An 18169-nucleotide genomic window follows, 5' to 3' on the forward strand; every position below is an offset into this window, starting at 1 on the left:
AGCGAATGATCCGGAGATGCGGATGAGCCGGGGATGCGGATGAGCCGTGGGGTGCGGATGAGCCGGGGGATGCGGATGAGGCGTGGGATGCGGTGGAGCCGCCGCGCGCGCCGTCGTCCGAGCCGGTGGGAGACCGCCGGGTGACCGCGCTCACCGTCGTCCTCGCGTTGCTCGCCGCGCTGTCCAACGCCTCGGCGTCCGTGTTCCAGCGGCGTGCGGCGGCCGAGGAGCCCGCGGACGGCGCCGGGGCCCGCGGGGCGCTGCGCCTGTTCGCCCGCCTGGTGCGCCGGCCGTACTGGCTGGCCGGCGCGCTGCTGCTGCTGGCGTCGACGGTGTTGCAGGCGGCGGCGCTGGCCGGGGGCAGCCTGTCCCTGGTGCAGCCGCTGCTGACCGCGGAGCTGTTGTTCACGCTGGCGGTGGGCAGCGTGGTCTTCGGGCACCGGCCCGACCGTCGCACCTGGCTCGCCTTCTCGGCGCTCGCGGCCGGGCTGGCGCTGTTCCTGGGCACGGCGGCGCCGTCCGGCGCACGCACGACCGCCTCGCCGGGGCGCTGGCTGCTGGCCGGGGTGGTCGCCCTCGGCGTGGTGGTGGCGCTGGGCCTGGTGGCCCGCACGGTCGTGGGCGCGCCGCGCGCCGCCCTGCTGGGCCTCGCGTCGGCGGTGTCCTTCGCGTGTACGGCCGCCCTGCTGAAGGAGGTCATGGGCCGGCTGTCCGAGGGGGTGGGCACCGTCCTGCAGCAGTGGCCGCCGTACGCGACCGTCGTCGCCGGGCTCACGGCGTTCGTGCTGTTGCAGGGGTCGCTGCGGGCGGGCACGCTGGCGGCGTCGCAGCCCGCGCTGACCCTGGGCGACGCGCTGACCAGCGTGGCACTCGGCTGGGCCCTCTTCCAGGAGCACATCCTGCTCGGCGTGCGGATCGTGCCGGAACTGATCGGCGTGACGCTGATCGGCCTGGGCAGCGTGGGCCTGGCCCGGGCACCGTCGGTCTCCGGCGCCTGGGACAGCCCCCGGCAACCGAACGAGGAGGCGAAGCGCCCGTGAACCCCGCCGCCGTCAGCCGTACGGCCCTCCTGGGCGCCGTCGGTCTGGCGCTCGGGCACATCGGGCCCGCCGGCACCTGGCTGCCGGGGCCGCGGCGGCGCTGGCTGCCGGGGCTGGCCGGGGTGGGCCACGCCGGGCATGTCGCCCTCACCTTCGACGACGGGCCCGACCCGGTGTCCACGCCGCGCTTCCTCGACGTGCTGGACGAACTGGGAGTGCGGGCGACGTTCTTCGTGCTGGGCCAGCGGGCGGCGGCGCACCCGGGTGTGCTGCGCGAGACGGCCCGCCGGGGGCACGAGGTGGCCGTGCACGGCTGGACCCACGCCCGCCCCTGGCTGCCGGCGCCGGTGCGCGACACGCGGGAGGTACGGGCCGCCGCCGCGGCGGTGCGGGAGCTGACGGGATGCCGTCCGCGCTGGTACCGCCCGCCGTACGGGATCCTGACCTCCGGTCGCTGGGCGGCCGCCCGCGCCGCCGGACTGCGGCCGGTGCTGTGGAGCGCCTGGGGCCGGGACTGGACCCCCGACGCGACGGGCGCCTCGGTCCGGGCGACGGTGACGGCGCAGGTACAGGGCGGGGGCACGATCCTGCTGCACGACTCCGACGTCACCTCCGCCCCCGGCTGCTGGCGCGCCGCGCTCGACGCGCTCCCGGACATCGTCACCGGCTGCCGGCGGGCGGGCCTGACGGTGGGGCCGCTGGCCGAACACGGAGTGCCGGACGGTTGGCGGGGCGGGGCACGGTTACTTGGTCGTCATGACTGACACGCGGCCGCTCGCCCTGGTCACCGGGGCCTCCAGCGGCATCGGATTCGAACTCGCCCGGCAGTTCGCGCAGGCCGGCTTCGACCTGCTCGTGAACGCCGAGGACGACCGCCTCGACCACGCGGCTCAGCGGCTGCGGGAGACGGGCGCCTCGGTGCGGGCCGTGCGCGCCGATCTGCGGGACCCGGCGGGCGTGGACCGGCTGGTCGCCGCCACGACCGGTCTGGACGTGGACGTGGCGGCGCTGAACGCCGGTGTGGGGCAGGGCGGCGCGTTCGTGGACACGGACCTGGCCGACGACCAGGCGGTGATCGACCTGAACGTGACGTCGACGGTCCGGCTGGCCAAGCCGCTGCTGCGGCAGATGGTGGCGCGCGGGGTGGGCCGGATGCTGTTCACGTCGTCGATCGCGGCGATGATGCCGGGTGCGTTCCAGCCGGTGTACAACGCATCGAAGTCGTTCGTGCAGTCCTTCGCGCAGGCGCTGCAGGAGGAACTGAAGGACACCGGCGTCACCGTCACCTCGTTCCTGCCCGGACCCACGGAGACCGACTTCTTCCGCCGCGCCGGTATGGCGGACACACGGGTGGGCAGCGCAGACAAGGACGATCCGGCACAGGTCGCCGCGCAGGCGTTCGAGGCGGTGATGAAGGGCCGCCGGAAGGTGGTCACCGGCTCCGCGAAGACGAAGGCGCAGGGCGTCGCCGACAAGGTCCTGCCCGACGCGGCCAAGGCCGCGGTGCACCGCCGGATGGCCGAGCCGGGGCACGGGACCGGCGCTCGCGAGGAGGAACGATGAACGACCGACCGTCCGGAGCCGTGGACCGGGACCTGCTCGGCATCTACCTCAACGACCATCTCGCGGGCGCCACGGCCGGGGTCGAGCGCGTGCGGTACCTGACGCGTGCTCAGCGGGGCACCGCGCTCGGCGCGGCCCTGCGTCCGGTCGCCGCCGAGATCGACCAGGACCGCCGCAGCCTGGTGGAGATCATGCGGGCGGTGGACGTGCCGGTGCGGCGGTACAAGGCGTACGCGGGCTGGCTCGGCGAGAAGGCGGGCCGGCTGAAGACCAACGGCCGCCTGGTGCGCCGCTCCCCCTTGAGCACCCTGCTGGAGCTCGAGCTGCTGCGGCTGGCGGTCGAGGGCAAGGCGTCGGGCTGGCAGTCGCTGCGCCGCCTCACGGACGTCGAACCGCGCCTGGACGCCGCCCGGCTCGACGAGCTGCTGGAGCGCGCCGCCCGCCAGCAGCGCACCCTGGAGGACCTCCGTGCCCGGCAGACCGGGGACACCTTCACCCGCGCGGACTAGGGGTGTGCCGTCGGTCGGGCCGGCGCGGGGCCGGCCCGACCGACCTGACCTGCCTGACCCGCCTGGCCGACGAGACAGGCCCTGGCGCTGACCGACGAGACAGGCCCTGGCGCCGGCGTGGCGGCTAGGTGCTCAGCAGCAGCTGCGGTGACAGCACCTTGATCATCGTGTTCGTCCAGCGCATCTGCCGCAGCGTCTGGGGGTGGCAGGACGAGACGACTTCGAGCAGGCGCTCGTCCCTGGCCGCCTGCGCGGCCTGCCCGAGCATCTCCCAGTGGACGGAGTTGCGGCCTGCGGCCAGGTGCAGATCGCGCAGGTCGTGCAGGAGCAGCAGCCCGGTCTCGGGGCGCCGGCCGAGCGCTTCGGCGGCCTTCTCGCGCAGTGTGGCCAGGGCGCCGGGCGTGGGGTGGTCGTGCGGGCCGGACAGGTCGAGGCCGTAGTGGTGGCCGAGGGCGGCCAGCCGGGTGCTGTGCTCGCGCGACCAGCGGGCGCAGTCGACGGCGACATGGTGGAACTCGTGCTCCGTGCGGTGCCGTTCGGCGGCGGCCAGCAGGGCCTCCTCCAGGTCGCGCTCCCCGTTGTGCAGGGTGCGCAGGGTCACGCTGATGCCGGTCATGTCCTGCTCCCTGCCTCGGTGCGGGCGCGCTCCGCGCTGTCGCGCCGGGCGACCAGGGTGACGCGGGCCGCGGCCGTCTTGAACAGCGGTTGCTTGGAGACGGGGTCCCAGTCGGTGATCGTCGTCTCGTTGGCGGCGCGGCCGGGTCCGTCGTCCGGCGGGCGGTGGCCCTGCGGGGTGTCCCAGTAGCCGTAGTGGAACGGCACGAAGACGGTGCCGTCGCGCATGGCGGTGGTGCGTAGCCGGGCGCGGATCGCGCCGCGCGGGGTGGTGACCTGGACGAGGTCGCCGTCGGCCAGGCCCTGCCGGGACGCCTCCTCGGGGCTCATCTCGGCCCATACGTCGGGGGCGGCGGCGTTGAGTTCGGGGGCGCGGCCGGTCTTGGTGCGGGTGTGGAAGTGGTAGACGGTCCGGCCGGTGATCAGCAGCAGCGGGTGCTCGGGCGAGGGGCCCTCGTGCGGCGGGACGTACTCGGCGGCCTTGAGCATCGCCTTGCCGTCCGGGTTGAGGGAGCGGTACTCGACGGGCTCCTGGGAGGCTCCGGTGACCAGGTCCTTGCCGTAACTCTCGCAGGCGTCGGGGTGCGCGTAGGGGAAGCCGTCGGTGTAGAGGCGGGCGGTGCCGTCGGGGGCGTCGGGGGTGCACGGCCACTGGATGCCCCCGCCGCGCAGCCGGTCGTAGCTCAGACCGGTGTAGTCGCACAGCCGTCCGGCGCTGCACCGCTGCCAGGCCGCGAAGGCCGACTCGGGGTCGTGCCAGGTGATCAGCGGGCCGCCGTCCTTGTCACGGAAGTCCATCCGGCGGGCGTACTCGAGGAAGATGTCGAGGTCGGGGCGGGCCTCGCCGGGCGGTTCGACGGCCTTCTCCGCGAGGTGCACCGTGCGGTCGGCGTTGGTGAGGGTGCCGGTCTTCTCGCCCCAGGTCGCCGCGGGCAGGACGACGTCGGCGAGCTGGGCGGTCTCGGTGAGGAACAGGTCCTGCACCACGACGAACAGCCGCTCCTGGGCCAGGATCGAGCGGATGCGGGAGAGTTCGGGCAGGGAGACTGCGGGGTTGGTGCCGGAGATCCACAGCATGCGGATCGAACCCTGCTCGGCGTAGCGGAAGATCTGCATCGCGTGGGTGGGCGGCCCGTGGTGCGGGATCGTCTCGGGGGTGACGTTCCACAGCCGGGCCAGCTCGGCGACGTGCTCGTCGTTCTGCCAGTTGCGGAAGCCCGGCAGGTCGCCGTCGGCGCCGCACTCGCGGGTGTTCTCGGCGCTGGGCTGCCCGTTCATCTGCAGCAGCCCGCAGCCGGGACGGCCCAGCATGCCGCGGATCAGGTGGAGGTTGTTCACCTGGACGGCGGCCGCGGTGGCCTGGTGGGACTGGTAGACGCCCTGCAGGACGGTGGAGGTGAGGCGCTGGGCGTCACCGAGGATCTCGGCCGCGCCCTGGATGGCGGCGGCCGGTACGTCGCAGATGCCGGCGGCCCAGCGCGGAGTGCACGGCTCGACCATCGCGGCCAGTTCCTCGAAGCCGACGGTGTGGCGTTCGACGTAATCAAGGTCGATGCGGCCGGTGCGGATGATCTCGTGCAGCAGGGCGTTGAGCAGGGCCACGTTGGTGCCGGGGCGCGGGGCCAGGTGGATCTCGGCCCTCCGTGCCACCGCCGTGTGACGGGGGTCGACGCAGACCAGGCGGGGCGGCGCCGGGCCGTCCAGGCGGTCCAGCACGCGCGCCCACAGCACGGTCTGCGTCTCGGCCATGTTGTGCCCGAACAGCGCGAGCGTGTCGCAGTGGTCGATGTCCTCGTACGAGCCGGGCTGCCCGTCGCAGCCGAAGGTCTCCTTCAGCGCCTCTCCGGCGGTGGCGGTGCACAGCCGGGTGTTGCCGTCGAGGTGGTTGGTGCCGATCCCGGCACGGGCCAGCACCGCGAGGGTGTAGTACTCCTCCAGGAACAGCTGGCCGGTGGTGTAGAAGCCGATCGAGCCGGGCCCCTTGTCGTCCAGCAGCTCCTTGCTGCGGGCGACGACGCGCTCCATCGCGGTGTCCCAGTCGCACTCCACGAGCCGCCCGCCCTGTCGCACCAGGGGACGGGTGAGCCGGTCGGCGGAGTTGTTGGCCTGCCAGCCGTACAGGTCCTTGGGGCCGAGGCGGCCGCGGTTGACCCGGTCACCGGGCCGGCCCCGCACGCCGACGATCCTGCCCCGGGACACGGCGATGTCCATGGCGTCGCCGTTGGAGTGCAGCACCGACGCGGCGGGGACCCAGCGTTCCACCTGGTCCTCGGTGACCCCGTCGGCCAGGTGCTGGTCGGTGCGCTGCGGCCAGGGGCTGCCGGGCGCGTAGGGGGTCCGGGCGCCCCAGGGGTCCTGGACGCGGTCTGCGGGTCGGGACACGGTACACCTCCGCGCGGGCGGGTGGGACGGGCGGCGAGTACCCTGCGGGACCTTCTCCTCACCTCCGCCGATCAACGCCGCCCCGGGCACTCACCCGCGTGGTCCGCACGAGTCGCGGCGACGGTGGGAGCGGCCCAGGATCGGACGCAGGTTCCCCCGTTTTCCGCTGTCCCGCGAAGGAGACGTGCGCAGGATGACCACCACCTCAGAACGACCGCCGGCGCGGCAGGTGTCGCAGCGGGTCTCCCAGTCCGTGTTCGACGGCTCCAGACTGCGGGTCGTCCTGCTGGTGGACGTCAACGACGGCGCCCAGCAGCAGTTCCTGGAGGCCTACGAGCAGCTGTGCAGCCATGTCGCGTCCGTGCCGGGGCACGTCAGCGAGCAGCTGTGCCAGTCGATCGAGAACCCCTCCCAGTGGCTCATCACGAGCGAGTGGGAGAGCGCCCCGCCGTTCCTCGCCTGGGTCAACAGCGAGGAGCACGTGCGGATGGTGCGGCCGCTGCACGGCTGCGTCCGGGACACCCGCTCGCTGCGCTTCCACGTCGTGCGCGAGACCGGGTCCGAGCCGGCCGCCGCGGCCCCCACGGCCACGCTGCAGGCCTCGCCGCGCATCGGTGACGGCATCATCCGGCACGCGCTGACCTTCACCGTCAAGCCGGGCACCGAGGAGGTCGTCGCCAAGATCCTCGCCGACTACGCCTCGCCGGAGCCGCGCGTGGACGACACCACCCGGCTGTGCCGCACGTCCCTGTTCATGCACGGCAACCGGGTCGTGCGCGCCATCGAGGTGCGCGGCGACCTGCTCGCGGCGCTGCGGCACGTGGCGCGCCAGCCGCAGGTGCGCGCGGTGGAGGAGGCCATCAACCCGCATCTGGAGCAGGACCGGGACCTGGACGACCCGGACTCCGCGCGCGTGTTCTTCACCCGCGCCGGGCTGCCGGCCGTCCACCACGTCACGACGGACCAGGGGTTGCGCGAGGCGGAGGGTGAGCGGCACGCGCTGTACTACCCGGCGCGGCCCGGTGAGGGCATGCGGCTGGCCGAGCTGCTCGCGCAGCGGGACGAGGCGGCCGCGGAGGACCCGAAGAGCCCGGTCCTGCGCAGCACGATCTTCCAGCGCGACGAGATCGTGGTACGGCTGCTCGACGTGCGCGGCGGTCTGGACGCCGACCCCGCCCGGGTCCTCGGCCTCACCGACGCCCGCCAGGTCGCCGATCTGACGACGCTGCTGGACGGCGAGGGCGCCGTGGCCGACGGCGTGGACCTGCGGCACGTCGTGGCGCTGGCCCGGATGGAGCCGATCACGGACCGCCGCTCGCCGCGGGAGTGACTTGGGCCGGCGCGCAAGGACGGAGGCGGGACCCGAGCGGTCCCGCCTCCGTCGTGTGCCGATGGCCCGCCGGTCAGCCGGCCACGGTGCAGTCGAAGGCGTGCAGGTAGGGGTTGACGGGGCTGATGTCGTCGATGACGAGCCCCGCGGCCGTCAGCCGGCGCACCATGCTGTCGGTGGTGTGCTTGGCGCCGCCGACGTTCAGCAGCAGGAGCAGGTCCATGGCGGTGCTGAACCGCATCGACGGGGTGTCGTCGACGAGGTTCTCGATCGCCACGACCCGGGCACCCGGGCCGCCCGCCTCGACGACGTTGCGCAGGCACCGCGCGGTGCTCTCGTCGTCCCACTCCAGGATGTTCTTGATGATGTAGACGTCCGCCTTCACCGGGATGGTGACGCGGCAGTCACCGGCGACGATCTCCACCCGGTCGGCGAAGGCGCCGCCCTCGCGCAGCCGCGGGTCGGCGTTCTCCACCACGCCCGGCAGGTCGAGCAGGGTGCCGCGCATCGCCGGGTACTTCTCCAGGAAGCCGGCGACCACGTGTCCCTGGCCGCCGCCGATGTCGGCCACGGACGTGCTCCCCGACAGGTCGAGCAGTCGCGTGACGTCCTGCGCCGACTGGCGGCTGGAGGTCGTCATGGCCTGGTTGAAGACGGCCGCCGACTCCGGCGCGTCCTCGTGGAGATAGGTGAAGAACTCCTTGCCGTAGAGCTCCTCGACGACGTTGTGGCCGGTGCGCACGGCCTCGTCGAGCAGGGGCCAGGCGTCCCAGGTCCACGGTTCGGTGCACCACAGGGTGATGGCCCGCAGGCTGTGCGGGTCGTCCTCGCGCAGCAGCCGGGACATCTCGGTGTGCGCGAAGGTGCCGTCGGCCTGCTCGGCGAAGACGCCGTAGCAGGTCAGGGCCCGCAGCAGGCGCCGCAGCGGCTTGGGCTCGCTCTTCACGGCCGCCGCGAGGTCCTCCACGGCCGTCGGGGTGTCCCCCAGCGCGTCGGCGACGCCCAGCCGGGCGGCCGCGCGGAGGGCGGCGGCGCACGCCGCCCCGAACACGAGCTCCCTCAGCCGCATGGGCGGCGGTGGGGCGGTCTGTGCGGTCGTCATGCGCCGCCTTCCTTCCTGTCCGGATTCACCGGGCGTCGGGTCCAGGGATCAGCACAGGCCCGCGGGCCGCGAGGCCGCGCACGTGTTGCCCGTGAAGGTGTTGTTCTTGGCGGTGTCGGCGTTCACCAGGTCGGCCGGGGCGTTGCCCGACAGCTTGTTGTCCCGGATCGTGTTCCGCTCGCTGGTGGCGCCCACCATGGACTTGAACAGCACGATGCCGCCGGACAGCGGGGAGGCGCCCGAGTTGTCGGTGACCTCGTTGCCGGTGACCAGGACCTTCTCGGCGCCGGTCAGGACGATGCCGGAGCCCTGGAGGGCGGGCAGCCGCTCGGTCTTGGGGCAGGACTTGTTGTTCTGCGCGATGCGGTTGTCGGCCACCGTCATGTCGCCGGCCTTGGGCTTGTTCTCGTCGCCCACGACGAAGACGCCCGCGCAGTTGCCGCTGATGCCGTTGTGCGCGACGGTCAGGTTGCGCAGCCGGCGCACGGTGACGCCGATCCGGTTGTCCTGCAGCCGGTTGTACTCGACGACCGTGCCCTGGGTGTTCGTCGCGCCCGCCTCACGCGTGACGGTGTTGGCGAGGAACAGGCCGGCGTCGCCGTTCTCACGGGCGGTGTTGTGCACGAACACGCCGCGCACGGAGCGCTCCTGGGCGATGCCCCAGACGCCGTTCTTCACCGCGCTGACCCGGCGCACCGTCAGCCCGTCGGTGGCCATGGCGAAGAGCCCGCTCTTGGGGAAGCCGGTCACGGTGAGGGAGGCGACGGTGACGCCCTTGAGGTTGTGGTTCTTGTTGCCGATGACGCAGATGCCGTTGCCGTTGGCGGCGCAGCTGGTCGTGGCCTTCTTGACGGCCGGCTTGATCACCGTGTCGCGGCCCATGCCGCGCAGGGTCAGGTCTGCCGTGCGCACCGTGACGCTCTCGTGGTAGGTCCCGGGGGCGATGAGCACGGTGTCCCCGGCAAGCGCGGCGTCCACGGCCTTCTGGATGGACTGCCCGGGATGCACCACGTGCGTGTGCGGCTGGGGCGCGGGCGGGGCCGCGCCGATTCCGGCACCGGCGAGCACGGCGGTGCATGCCAGGTAGGAGAAGTGGCGTTTCATCATATGTGGCACGGTATGACCGACTTGGGCGTGGGGCCGGTCGTTCGTCCGTCCGGTGGCGTGTCCCGCCCCGCCGTTCGCCCGTCCGGCGGCGTGTCCCGGACCATCGTCCGCCCGTCCGGTGGTGTGTCCCACGGCCCCGCCCGTTTGCCCGGCGGCGCCGGCCGCAGCCGGGCGTCCGCCCGACGCGGCTCCCGGCACGGCCCGAGCCGTGACCGGTACCGCCCGAGCCGCTTCCGGCACGGCCCAAGCCGCTTCCGGCACCGCCGGCCGCCCCACACCGCTTCTCGCGCCGCCCCCGCCCTCTGCCGGCCCGGGGCGGTACGCGGTCAGCGTGCCGGCGCGGTGACCGACGTCCAGATGGCGGGCCGGTCAGCGTGCCGGCGCCGTGACCGACGTCCAGGTGGCGGGTCCCGCACCGCACGGTCCGCCCCTGTGCACCGCCAGCCGCCGCCCGGCGACGTCGAGCGCGACCGTGGCCAGCGTCGCCCAGCGGGTGCCCAGTTCCCCGCCGTCCGGGGCGTGGCAGCACACCTGGGCGCCGTCGTCGCCACCGTGCGCGGTGAGCAGTGCGGCCAGCTCGCCGGGGCCGGCGGGGGCCGTACGTCCGCGCACACGCCGGCTGAGGACGCGGTGGCGGTCGTACGTCTCCGGCTCCCGTCGGCCGCGCAGTTCGCCCCCGGTGAGGCCGGGCGCGAGGAAGTGGTTGGTGCGCACCAGCCACCCTTCCGCGTCGGGGTGGACGACCGCGCTGCCGGCCGGGCTCAGCTCGACCGACGCCGCCCGGTCGGCGGTGACGACGGTGAGGACGGTGGAGGCGGAGACGGGCGCGTCCGCGAGCAGGGCGAGGGCCTCCTCGAAGGAGCCCGCCTCCCCCAGCACCTGCCGGGCGACCAGGTGGACGGGCACCCCGCCCGCCCCGTCGTCGTGGTGACCGAGGATGTTGAACAGCACGCCGACCCCGGCGTCGTTGACGCCGATCTTCGCCAGGATGCCGTACTCGGTGATGCCGGCGAAGCCGCGCGCGCCACCGGTGACGGTCTGGACGTGCCAGGCGTCGGCCAGTTCCTCGTGCCAGTCCCAGCACTGGCCGCCGGTGGTGGGCGGGCCGGTGCGGACGACCGTGGAGCACTCGCCGGTGCGGGGCGCACCGGCCTCGGCGAGGATCTCGGTGCGCGCGTTGAGGGCGGCGACGACCGGGAACGGCACTGCGGCGCCCTCGGCGACGCCTTCCATCTCCTCGACGAGCGCGGGTGCCCAGGCCCGGGTCGCCTCGGCCGAGCGTTCGGCGAGGGCCGGGACGTCGATCGTGCGCCCGTGCTGCGCCGCGAGAGTGGCGAAGAGCCGGTCGTACAGGGCCCAGGAGCGGGCGATCCCGGCGCGCGCCAGCCGTCCGCGGTGGCGACCGCGCTGCTTGGGGGTGTCCCCGGTGATGACCGTGATCTCGGGGCGGTTCACGCCACCTCCCGGGCGGCGCGTACGCCGGCGGAGCGACGCATGGTGAGTCCGTAGACGACGGCGGCGACGGTCATGCCGGCCGGCAGGGACAGGTCGATCCCGCCGAGGGCGCCGGCCACGGGACCGGTGTAGAGGGTGTCGACGCACAGGGCTCCGGCGGTGACGCCGGCGGCGAGGGCGCCGGCCCCGGCCCGGTTGACGCCGCCCCGGTACCAGAAGGCACTCGCGGGGGTCTCGTCCATCAGCGCGAGCCCGTCGTAGCGGTTGCGGCGCAGGACGATGTCGGTGGCGTAGACGGCCATGCTGGGGCCGAGCAGGATGACGGTCAGCTGCAGGACCTGGCTGACGGTGTCGAGGAAGTCGGAGACCAGCAGCGCGTACAGGGTGAGGGCGACGGCGGCGGTGCCGTCGAACAGGACGCTGACGGTCCGGCGGATGCGCAGGCCGACCGCCTGCAGGGCGAGGCCGGCGCTGTAACCGGTCAGGGCGTTGATGGCGATGGTGCCGAGCACCAGGGCGCACAGGAAGACCGGCGTGAACCAGCCCGGCAGGACCGCCTCCAGGCCCGTCTGAGGGTCGCTCATGTCGACGGCGGTCGCGGCGAACGCACCGAGCGAGCACACCACGACGCTCGGCAGGAAGCCGCCGAGGGCGGTCCAGCCCGCGACGGCCCGGGCCGAGGTGGCCCGCGGCAGGTAGCGGGAGAAGTCGGCGCTGGTGGTGTACGACAGCGGGCCCGAGGCGATGATCGTGACTCCGCCCATGAGGGTGGCCCACAGGGCGGTGCCGGTCGGAGGCTGCTGCGGTGTGTAGGCGAAGTCGGTGTGCCGGACGACCCCGACGGCCACGACGGCGAAGACGGCGCTGAGCGCGAGGGTGATCGGCAGATACACGCGCAGGATGAAGGCGTGGCCGTAGATGCTGATCGCGAGGGTGAGCGCGGCGATGACGATCACCGTCACGATCTTGACGGGGGTGGTCGCGGTGAGGCCGGCCTGCTCGATCAGGGCGAAGGCGGCCACGGCGGCGGAGGACAGGTTCAGCGCGAAGTAGCAGACCGAGATCATCCAGCCGGTGACGGCGTTGTTCACGCGGTTGCCGAGCACGCCGAACAGGGCGCGGGTGATCACCTCGCTGGGGGCGCCGGCGGCCGGCCCGGACACCGCGAGCAGACCGGTGAGGGCCCAGAACAGGTTGCCGACGACGATCACGGCCAGGGCCTGCCACAGGGTCAGGCCCATCAGCACCAGGGCGCCGCCGACCAGCAGGGACAGGTAGTTGACGTTGGCCGCGGCCCACACCGGGAACAGCTCGCGCGGTCGGCCGCGGCGCTCGCTGTCGGGGATGTGGTCGACGCCGTGCGCCTCGACGCGGCCGGTGGGCGGGGCCGGGTCGTCGGGACGGTCGCCGGTGTCCGTGGACGGTCTGGGAGTCGGTGAGGCCATCAGGTCACTCCACGTGCTGGGGTGCGGGGCCCGCTGGTCGGGCCGGGGGCGGGCCCGCTTCGAGGCCGCGGGCGCCGCTGGGGGGGTGCGGCGGCCCGTCCGTGCGGCCACCGCTTGCTTATTGGTCGCACACTCAATAGCATCCGGGGTATGCCGTCAAGCGTTCAGCGCACACGAGTTCGCAAGGACCCCGCCGCCCGGCGCGCGGAGATCGTCACGGCGGCCGCCGAGGTCGCCCTGTCCGAGGGGCTGGAGGCCGTCACGCTGCGCCGGATCGCCGAGGAGCTCACCGTCAGACCCGGCCTGATCAGCCACTACTTCCCCGCCGTGGAGGATCTCGTCGCGCAGGCGTTCGCCGACGCCGCGACCGGTGAACTGGACGCGCTGCTGCCCGACGGGCCGCAGGACGGCACCCCCACCGAGCGGCTGGCGCGTTTCCTCTCCCTCACCAGGGGCGAGGCCTACGACTCGATCAGCCGCCTGTGGATCAACGCCCGCCACCTCAGCCGCTACCGGCCCCCGCTGCGCGAACGGGTCGCCGTGCAGGAGGCCGCATGGCGCGAACGGCTGGCCGGGCTGATCCGGCAGGGCGTGGAGGCGGAGGAGTTCCGCACCGACGACCCCCTGGTCGCCGCCATCCAGATCCTGGTCGTGCTCGACGGCCTGGGCGTCCACGCCAACACCGACACCACGAACCGGCCCGCCGCGATCGTGCGCCTGGCCGCGACGACCGCGGAACGCGAACTCGGGCTGTCGCACGGCGCGTTGAGCTGAACCCGGCGTCTGCGGCAACCGCGGCTTCGTCCCACCGCGGCTCCGGGCCGCGCCCCATCCCCCCGTCCGCCGCCCCCGGGGCGGCCTGTCCCGTCGTACTCCCTGGAGCCGCTGTGCGCACGTCCCTCGTCCTGCTCTCCGGTCGTCTGCTCGATCCGGTCACCGGCGCCTTCCTGCCGCAGACCGCGCTCGCCGCGGCCGGCGGACGCATCACCGCCCTGGGTGACGACCGGGAGATCCGCGCCCTCGCGGACTCCGCCACCACGGTGATCGACCTCAAGGGCGCCGTGGTCACGCCAGGTCTCACCGACGGCCATCTGCACCCGGTCTCCGGTGCCGAACTCACCCACGGCCTGGACCTGTCGGGCTGCGCGGACCTCACCGAGGTGCGGGCGGCCCTGGCCCGTGAGGTGCGCCGTCTCGCGCCCGGGGCCTGGCTGCACGCCTGGGGCCTGGACCCGAACGTCTTCGGCGACCGCCCGGTCGAGGCCGCCGCGCTCGACCCCGTCCTCGACGGCGTACCCGCCCTGCTGCTGCTCTTCGACGCGCACTCCGCGCTGGCCAGCCGCCGCGCGCTGGAACTGGCGGGCGTCGACGGGCCGCGGACCTTCGACCAGGCCTCCGAGGTCGTCTGCGACGCCGCGGGCCGCCCCACCGGACTGCTGCTGGAGGACGCCGCCTGCGAACTCGTCGAGCGCGCCGCCCCGCAGCCCACCCGTCCCGAGCGCCGCGCCCGTCTCGCGGCGACCCTGCGCGCGATGGCCGCGACCGGGCTGACCGGCGGGCATGTCATGGACGCGGGCGGCGACAGCCTGGACCTCTACCGAGAGCTGGATCAGTCCGGTGAACTGCCGCTGCGGCTGCGGGTGGCGCCCTGGTGCCCGCCGGGCACCGACGGGGACGGCGTGCGCGCGCTGATCGAGCAGCAGGGCACGGGCGGCCGGCTGTGGCGGGTCGACGGCGTGAAGATCTTCATGGACGGCACCATCGACAACGGCACCGCCTGGCTGGAGAAGCCCGACTGCCACGGCGAGTCCACGCACGCGTTCTGGCCGGACCCCGCCGCCTACACCCGGGTCGTCGGCGAGCTGCACCGCGCCGGGGTGCCCGTGGCCACCCACGCCATCGGCGACGCCGCCGTCCGGCACGTCCTGGACGCCGTCGACCGGGCACGCACCACCGGGGGCCCCGCCGTGCGGCACCGCGTCGAGCACATCGAGACGGTCCCGGACGACACCGTGCGCCGCTTCGCCGAGCTGGGCGTCATCGCCTCCATGCAGCCCACCCACTGCTGCGACTTCACCCGCGCCGACCACACCGACAACTGGTCGCGCCGCCTCGGCGAGGAACGCGCCGCCCGCGCCTGGCGCTGCCGCGACCTGTGGGACGCCGGCGCGCGGGTCGTCCTCGGCTCCGACTGGCCCATCGCTCCCTATCCCCCGCTGACCGTGATGTCCGGCGCCCGCCACCGGCGCCCCACCCGCGACCTGACCCAGCCGCCGCACGGCCCCGAGCAGGCGCTCACCGCCCTGCAGGCGCTCCAGGCGATGACGGTCAACACCGCCTACGCGGCCGGCGAGGAGGACCGCGCCGGCCTGCTCGCCGTGGGTCACCGGGTCGACCTGACGGCCTTCGCCGGCGACCCGCTCACCACGGCCGCCACGGACCTGCCGGAGCTGCCAGTCGTCCTCACGGTGCTGGACGGCCGTCCGACGCACCGCAGCGCGCGGCTCTAGTCGCTAGTCCTGCCGTGCCAGGGTGCGCACGACGTCGAACTCGTTGCCCTCGGGGTCGGCCATGACCACCCAGGTGCGGTCCGGACCCTGACCCACGTCCGTCTTGGTGGCGCCGATGCCGAGCAGTCTGGTGACCTCGTCCTCGGTGCTGCGGTCGATCGGGCTGACGTCGAGATGGAGCCGGTTCTTGACGGTCTTGCCCTCGGGCACACGGATGAACACCAGGGTGGGCGGCATCTGGCGGGCCCGGACCTCCTCGGCGGTGGGCACCCAGGAGCCGATCTCGACCTTGCCCTCGCCCCGGTCGATCACCGTGAAGTCCAGGACCTCGCACCAGAAGGCCGCGAGCCTCTCGGGATCGTGGCAGTCGACGACCAGCTCGGTGAACCTGCTTGTCATGTTTCCCCCATGTCGTACGGACGGGGTCAGCGTAGGCCGCCCGCCCGCACCTGCGGGGCCTTTTCGACCAGGGACATCTTCGACCAGGGACATCGCAGGGCTTCTCCGCTCGCCGCGAGGGGCCTTGCTCCCTTGTGCGCGGTCCCGCCCCCGGTCAGTTCACCGAGCCGCCCTCGACCAGTCGCCGCAGCGCGGGCAGCAGCGCGTCGAGGTCCTGTCCGCTGCGGAAGGCGACGACCGTCGTACCGCTCTCGGGGCCGGTGCCGTCGGCCGCGGGTGCCGGGAACAGGGCGAGCACCTCGCCCATCGCCTCGTCGATCTCCGCGACGGGGTCCGCGGACTCGCCGCGCAGCCAGCGGCGCAGCACATGGTTGTGCGCCGCGACGACGGCCGCCGCCATCAGTTCCGCGCGCAGTGACGCCGCCGTCGTGGGGTCGCCCATCCAGTCCGCGATGAACTCGCGGAACAGCCGCTGATAGCGCGCCACGCTGGCGATCTCCCGGTCCCGCAGCGCGGAGACCTTGCTGGTCAGGGCGTAGCGCCGGCGCGCGAGGTCGCCTTCCTCGAGGTAGTGCAGCAGCACCAGGCGCACCGCGTCGGAGACGGCGACGAGCGCCGTGCGGTGGCTGGAGGTCGCCAGCCGTTCCCGGATCAGGTCGAGCAGCCGGTCGTGGTCGGGGAAGATCACCGCTTCCTTGGACCGGTAGTGCCGGAAGAACGTCGTGCGTCCCAGTCCGGCCCGTTCGGCGATGTCGTCGACGGTGGTCTGCTCGTATCCGCGCTCGTCGAAGAGGGCGAAGGCGGCGTCCGCGAGTCGGATCCGCGCGGGTGGCTTGCTCATGACCCCACATCCTCTCCCGTCCCGGTGGCCGGATTGCTCTTGCCCCTGCCAACGGTACTGAGTACCGTTTAATGTATATCGAGTACCAAGAGGAGGTCCCGGCGTGGATTCCGTGGCACAGAGCGAGTCCGGTCTGCCGATCCGGCCGGTGTACGACGGACCGGCGCTGTCGCAGGCCGACGCGGACGCCAGGCTCGGCGCGCCGGGCCGGTTCCCGTTCACCCGGGGCGTGTATCCGACGATGTACACGGGCCGCCCGTGGACCATGCGGCAGTACGCCGGGTTCGGCACGGCGAAGGAGTCGAACGAGCGCTACCACGAGCTGGTGGCGGCGGGCACGGGCGGTCTGAGTGTCGCCTTCGACCTGCCGACCCAGATGGGCTACGACTCCGACGAGACGATCGCCCGCGGCGAGGTCGGCAAGGTCGGCGTGGCCATCGACTCCCTCGACGACATGCGCACCCTGTTCCAGGGCCTGCCGCTCGGCAAGGTGTCGACGTCCATGACGATCAACGCCCCCGCCTCCACCCTGCTCCTGCTGTACCAGCTTGTCGCGGCCGAACAGGGCGTCTCCGGCGACCAGTTGACCGGCACCATCCAGAACGACGTGCTCAAGGAGTACATCGCCCGCGGCACCTACATCTTCCCGCCGAAGCAGTCCCTGCGGCTGATCAGCGACATCTTCGGCTACTGCCACAAGGAACTGCCGCGCTGGAACACCATCTCCATCTCCGGCTACCACATGGCCGAGGCCGGGGCGACGCCCGTGCAGGAGATCGCCTTCACCCTGGCCAACGCCAAGGAGTACGTGCGTGCCGCGCTCGCGGCCGGTCTGGACGTGGACGACTTCGCGCCCCGCCTGTCCTTCTTCTTCGTCGCCCGCACGACGCTGCTGGAGGAGATCGCGAAGTTCCGCGCCGCCCGCCGCATCTGGGCGCGGATCATGCGGGACGAGTTCGGCGCGAAGAACCCCAAGTCGCAGATGCTGCGCTTCCACACCCAGACCGCCGGTGTGCAGCTCACCGCCCAGCAGCCCGAGGTGAACCTGGTCCGGGTCGCCCTCCAGGGCCTCGGCGCGGTCCTCGGCGGCACCCAGTCCCTGCACACCAACTCCTACGACGAGGCCATCGCCCTGCCCACGCAGAAGGCGGCCCGCCTCGCCCTGCGCACGCAGCAGGTCATCGCCTACGAGACCGACGTGACCAAGACCGTGGACCCCTTCGCCGGGTCCTACGTGGTGGAGTCGATGACGGACGACATCGAGGCGGCCGCCCTGGAGCTGATCCAGGCCGTGGAGGACCGCGGGGGTGCGGTCGCCGCGATCGAGCAGGGCTTCCAGAAGTCGGAGATCGAGAAGTCGGCGTACCGCATCGCCCTGGAGATCGACCACCAGGAGCGCACCGTCGTCGGGGTCAACAAGTACGTCCTCGACGAGGAGGAGCCCTACGAACCGCTCCGCGTCGACCCGCAGATCGAGATCGACCAGTGCGAACGTCTCGCGGTGCTGCGCGCGGAGCGCGACAAGGACGCCGTCGAGCGCGCCCTCGACGCCCTGCGGGAGGCCGCCCGGGGCACGGACAACGTGCTGCCGCCGATGCGTGAGGCGCTGCGGCAGCGGGCGACCGTCGGCGAGGTGTCCCACGCCCTGCGTGACGTGTGGGGCGTGCACGTCCCGCACGACACGTTCTGATCAGCGAAGTCCCGGTGCGGCGAGAGCACCCGGTGGAGCGAGAGAAAGTCCTGGTGGAGCGAGAAGTGAACGACATCGACATCCGTACGACCGCGGGCAAGCTCGCGGATCTGCAGCGCCGTATCGAGGAAGCGACGCACGCCGGCTCGGAACGCGCCGTCGAGAAACAGCACGCCAAGGG

16 protein-coding genes are annotated in these 18169 nt (G+C 73.3%); 8 read left to right on the plus strand and 8 right to left on the minus strand.

All coding sequences use genetic code 11. The features are described 5' to 3' along the window. Window positions 1-140 precede the first annotated feature (140 nt). Genes AB0E88_RS32355 through AB0E88_RS32370 form a run of 4 tightly spaced genes read left to right on the plus strand, consistent with a single transcriptional unit; the run spans window position 141 to window position 3112 of the window. Complete coding sequence (locus AB0E88_RS32355) at window positions 141-1040, plus strand: DMT family transporter (protein ID WP_361638043.1); 900 nt, start codon at window positions 141-143, stop codon at window positions 1038-1040. Then, window positions 1037-1804, plus strand: a complete 768-nt coding sequence (locus AB0E88_RS32360; protein WP_361638044.1) for a polysaccharide deacetylase family protein — start codon at window positions 1037-1039, stop codon at window positions 1802-1804. The genes AB0E88_RS32355 and AB0E88_RS32360 overlap by 4 nt, the downstream gene beginning before the upstream one ends. Then, entirely contained in the window at window positions 1797-2603 is an 807-nt protein-coding gene (locus AB0E88_RS32365) for an SDR family NAD(P)-dependent oxidoreductase (RefSeq protein ID WP_361638045.1), read from the plus strand. The genes AB0E88_RS32360 and AB0E88_RS32365 overlap by 8 nt, the downstream gene beginning before the upstream one ends. After that, a complete protein-coding gene (locus tag AB0E88_RS32370) occupies window positions 2600-3112 on the plus strand; it encodes a hypothetical protein (protein WP_361638047.1) in 513 nt (170 codons plus the stop codon). The genes AB0E88_RS32365 and AB0E88_RS32370 overlap by 4 nt, the downstream gene beginning before the upstream one ends. Before the next feature lie 124 nt (window positions 3113-3236). Here the strand turns inward: AB0E88_RS32370 and AB0E88_RS32375 are convergent, their stop codons facing one another. Together AB0E88_RS32375 and AB0E88_RS32380 are read right to left on the minus strand one after the other, a co-directional pair. Further along, the gene (locus tag AB0E88_RS32375) at window positions 3237-3728 is read right to left on the minus strand and encodes a hypothetical protein (protein WP_361638048.1); all 492 of its coding nucleotides are present in this window, start codon (window positions 3726-3728) and stop codon (window positions 3237-3239) included. Continuing rightward, the gene (locus AB0E88_RS32380) at window positions 3725-6109 is read right to left on the minus strand and encodes a nitrate reductase (RefSeq protein ID WP_361638050.1); all 2385 of its coding nucleotides are present in this window, start codon (window positions 6107-6109) and stop codon (window positions 3725-3727) included. The genes AB0E88_RS32375 and AB0E88_RS32380 overlap by 4 nt, the downstream gene beginning before the upstream one ends. A 193-nt stretch (window positions 6110-6302) precedes the next feature. On the opposite strand from AB0E88_RS32380, the gene AB0E88_RS32385 reads away from it, so the two are divergent. Further along, complete coding sequence (locus AB0E88_RS32385; RefSeq protein WP_361638052.1) at window positions 6303-7439, plus strand: SchA/CurD-like domain-containing protein; 1137 nt, start codon at window positions 6303-6305, stop codon at window positions 7437-7439. Window positions 7440-7512: 73 nt separating this feature from the next. Here AB0E88_RS32385 and AB0E88_RS32390 read toward each other — a convergent pair whose 3' ends face one another. The 4 genes from AB0E88_RS32390 to AB0E88_RS32405 all read right to left on the minus strand — a co-directional run bounded on the left by AB0E88_RS32390 (window position 7513) and on the right by AB0E88_RS32405 (window position 12548). After that, window positions 7513-8541 carry a methyltransferase gene (locus AB0E88_RS32390; RefSeq protein WP_361638054.1) on the minus strand — a complete coding sequence of 343 codons (1029 nt, stop codon included), beginning with the start codon at window positions 8539-8541 and terminating at the stop codon, window positions 7513-7515. A 48-nt stretch (window positions 8542-8589) separates the two neighbouring features. Then, complete coding sequence (locus tag AB0E88_RS32395) at window positions 8590-9648, minus strand: right-handed parallel beta-helix repeat-containing protein (RefSeq protein ID WP_361638056.1); 1059 nt, start codon at window positions 9646-9648, stop codon at window positions 8590-8592. 369 nt (window positions 9649-10017) lie between these two features. After that, on the minus strand, window positions 10018-11103 hold the full coding sequence (locus AB0E88_RS32400; protein ID WP_361638058.1) for a C45 family peptidase: 1086 nt from the start codon (window positions 11101-11103) through the stop codon (window positions 10018-10020). Beyond that, complete coding sequence (locus AB0E88_RS32405) at window positions 11100-12548, minus strand: cytosine permease (protein WP_361638060.1); 1449 nt, start codon at window positions 12546-12548, stop codon at window positions 11100-11102. Before AB0E88_RS32405 ends, AB0E88_RS32400 begins: the two co-directional genes overlap by 4 nt. 150 nt (window positions 12549-12698) lie before the next feature. Here AB0E88_RS32405 and AB0E88_RS32410 point away from each other — a divergent pair, with 150 nt between their 5' ends. Beyond that, the gene (locus AB0E88_RS32410) at window positions 12699-13322 is read left to right on the plus strand and encodes a TetR family transcriptional regulator C-terminal domain-containing protein (RefSeq protein WP_361638062.1); all 624 of its coding nucleotides are present in this window, start codon (window positions 12699-12701) and stop codon (window positions 13320-13322) included. Window positions 13323-13435: 113 nt separating this feature from the next. Further along, a complete protein-coding gene (locus AB0E88_RS32415; RefSeq protein WP_361638064.1) occupies window positions 13436-15058 on the plus strand; it encodes an amidohydrolase in 1623 nt (540 codons plus the stop codon). 3 nt (window positions 15059-15061) lie between these two features. Here the strand turns inward: AB0E88_RS32415 and AB0E88_RS32420 are convergent, their stop codons facing one another. Then, a complete protein-coding gene (locus AB0E88_RS32420; protein WP_361638066.1) occupies window positions 15062-15457 on the minus strand; it encodes a VOC family protein in 396 nt (131 codons plus the stop codon). Between the two features lie 154 nt (window positions 15458-15611). Beyond that, window positions 15612-16298: a helix-turn-helix domain-containing protein gene (locus tag AB0E88_RS32425; RefSeq protein WP_361638068.1), complete on the minus strand. Its 687-nt coding sequence runs from the start codon at window positions 16296-16298 to the stop codon at window positions 15612-15614. A gap of 103 nt (window positions 16299-16401) precedes the next feature. Between AB0E88_RS32425 and AB0E88_RS32430 the strand changes: the two genes are divergently transcribed. Then, on the plus strand, window positions 16402-17988 hold the full coding sequence (locus AB0E88_RS32430; RefSeq protein ID WP_361638070.1) for a methylmalonyl-CoA mutase family protein: 1587 nt from the start codon (window positions 16402-16404) through the stop codon (window positions 17986-17988). Window positions 17989-18169: the final 181 nt, after the last annotated feature.

Source organism: Streptomyces sp. NPDC028635, assembly GCF_040637635.1.
GTDB lineage: Bacteria > Actinomycetota > Actinomycetes > Streptomycetales > Streptomycetaceae > Streptomyces.